4 protein-coding genes are annotated in these 2,304 nt (G+C 59.5%); all 4 read right to left on the reverse strand.

Features of this window, described 5'->3' with window-relative positions:
• Positions 1 to 169: 169 nt before the first annotated feature.
• The gene (locus RID11_RS10620) at positions 170 to 595 is read right to left on the reverse strand and encodes a c-type cytochrome (RefSeq protein WP_306112600.1); all 426 of its coding nucleotides are present in this window, start codon (positions 593 to 595) and stop codon (positions 170 to 172) included.
• Between the two features lie 154 nt (positions 596 to 749).
• Positions 750 to 884 (reverse strand): hypothetical protein, encoded by a 135-nt coding sequence (locus RID11_RS10625; RefSeq protein WP_007121580.1) that lies wholly within the window; start codon positions 882 to 884, stop codon positions 750 to 752.
• A 66-nt stretch (positions 885 to 950) separates the two neighbouring features.
• The gene (locus RID11_RS10630) at positions 951 to 1,406 is read right to left on the reverse strand and encodes a DUF411 domain-containing protein (RefSeq protein WP_306112599.1); all 456 of its coding nucleotides are present in this window, start codon (positions 1,404 to 1,406) and stop codon (positions 951 to 953) included.
• Positions 1,407 to 1,445: 39 nt separating this feature from the next.
• On the reverse strand, positions 1,446 to 2,304 hold an 859-nt coding region (locus RID11_RS10635), incomplete at its 5' end, for a multicopper oxidase family protein (protein ID WP_350138734.1).

Genomic DNA, 2,304 nt, shown 5'->3' on the forward strand with positions numbered 1-2,304 from the left:
GCAAACTCCGGCACAGGTTTGTCGAGAAGCGCCGATGGCAAGTCGTCGCCGCCCCTGAAAAGCCCCCAGCCGAACAAGACCATGAGGGCAAAAGCTATCAGCGGCACCAGCACAAACCCGGAGATCCTGCGCCGCGGTACAGGGTCGATTTTGCTGACGACCTCTTGCGTCATGGCTGCACCTGCTCATCCGCAAGGGTACGGCTTTCCTGCGAAGCGCGGTTCCGATCGGGCCATGTGCTCTTGATGTAATCGATGATCGCCGTGATCTCGTCATCCGTCAGCACCTCCTCGAAGCCGGGCATATCGCTTTCATAGCCATTCCCGATAATCGCCGCCGTTCCGCGCTTCACGATGTCCAAAAGCACGCGGTCCGTGTGGTGCCAGGTATGGCCCGAGGCGTCATGCGGCGGGGCAGGCAACCTGCCGTTCGGCAATCGGGTGCGCCAATCGGGCTGCCCCTCCAGGTTTGCACCATGGCAACTGGCGCAATTCTCCTGATAAAGGCGTTCGCCCGCGAGCAAGTCATCCTGCGCCGAAACGGGCAAGACCGTTGCAGCGAGCAAGAGCGCGGCGAGCCTAATGGTGTTTTTCATGTCGCTTTTGCCTTCTTCTGGCAATCCACATACAAAGGATGAAAAGTGCCACGAGCGATGCCACGACAAGCAGGACGCAAACCCCCCAGACCAATCCCATCGACAAGAGGCTGTCGCCACTGCTGGTACCCTCATTCCGCATCCCGGCGCATTTCTATTTCCCGCTGTCCGAGCGGATGTATTTGACCAAAGCGATCGCCGCGAGCACCAGCACCGCCACGATCAGCAACCAAACCAGTCCCATCGCGATCATCATGCCGCCACCCATCATTCCACCGTCCATCATCATACAGTTCATCCTTTGATTTTCCTTGAATCCGGTCTGGCACGGGAGCGCACCAGACCGCGCAATTGATCATTCGACCGCATAGACGGTCGGGTTCACACCTTCTTCGACGGTGTAGATCTTGAACGGTTCCTGCTTCTCGCCGCCCATACCTGGCGATCCCAACGGCATGCCGGGAAGTGTCAGGCCGACAATGTCCGGGCGCTCATCAAGCAACTTGTTGACGACATCGATTGGCACATGACCGCTGACGACGTAGTCACCCAGAAAGGTCGTATGGCAGCCCTGGAAATCGTCCGGGATACCTGCATCACGGCTGATCTGAGCCAGATCATGGGTCGGCTTTACCTCGACCGTGAAGCCATTCTCGCGCAGGTAGTCCGCATAGCTCTCGCAGCATCCGCATTGCGGGTTCTTGTAGAGCGTGGCCTCTTGTGCCGCGACGGGCGCGGCATTCAGGCCCAGGGCGAACACGGCGGCGGCACCTGCCGTGCTAAGACTGGCAAGTCCAATTAGTTTCTTCATCGGTTCTTTCCTTTCGTCGTTATCGAAACGTGAGATTTTTCAGGTTTTGGTCGTGCCAGGATCGACACGTATGACGCCCATCATGCCGGCCGCCTGGTGTTCCAGGATGTGACAATGGAACATCCAGTCCCCCGGATTGTCCGCTACGAAGGCGATCTCGACCCGTTCCTCGGGTGCCATCAGGACGGTGTCCTGCCATTCGCGGTGCCGTGTCGGTTGCCCGTTCCGTGTGATCACACGGAACGAATGTCCATGAAGATGCATCGGGTGATGCCACGCGGTGCGATTGTCCATCTGGAGCACATGCGACGTGCCCTGCGGCAGGACCAGCAAGGGGTCCATCATGTGCCCCGTTGCTGCTTCGCCGTTGATGAACCACATGTTGCCTTCGTGCATCTGCTCCATCATCGACCCCATGTCGCCGCCCATCATCATCTGCCCCATCATGCCACCATTGAAGACAATCCGATGCCGCTTGGCCGCTTGCATATCGGGTTCGGCCAGCGGGTTGGATGGCAGTTCCATCGACCAGTCCGGCACCGCGTCCCGAAACCGATCCGGCCCGTAGGCGAGATCGACCAGACGGTATTCCAAACCCTCGTAAAAGACATCGGTGACGGTCACGCTCTCTCCGGGCTTGCCGGTCATATCAATCACCAGATCGACACGCATGGCCGGGCCGACCACCACGACGTCACTGTCTGGTGCATGAGGTGCCACGGGTTGACCGTCCAGAGCGACCACGACCGGCGCTAGACCCCCGAAATCCAGCCCGAATATCCGGGCATTGGCTGCGTTGACCAACCTCAGGCGGATGCGTTCTCCGGATCGCACGGCGATGCGGTCCGGTATCTGGCCGTTGATGGTCACGGAATTGCCGATACGCCCGCCGTGCGCG

The sequence above is a fragment of the Roseovarius sp. genome (genome assembly GCF_040219995.1).
Taxonomy (GTDB): domain Bacteria; phylum Pseudomonadota; class Alphaproteobacteria; order Rhodobacterales; family Rhodobacteraceae; genus Roseovarius.

Excerpts from the sequence above, each read along its gene's own strand:
- RID11_RS10625 (WP_007121580.1), bottom strand. The coding sequence starts at position 884 with ATGATGATGGACGGTGGAATGATGGGTGGCGGCATGATGATCGCGATG.
- RID11_RS10620 (WP_306112600.1), bottom strand. The coding sequence starts at position 595 with ATGAAAAACACCATTAGGCTCGCCGCGCTCTTGCTCGCTGCAACGGTC.
- RID11_RS10630 (WP_306112599.1), bottom strand. The coding sequence starts at position 1,406 with ATGAAGAAACTAATTGGACTTGCCAGTCTTAGCACGGCAGGTGCCGCC.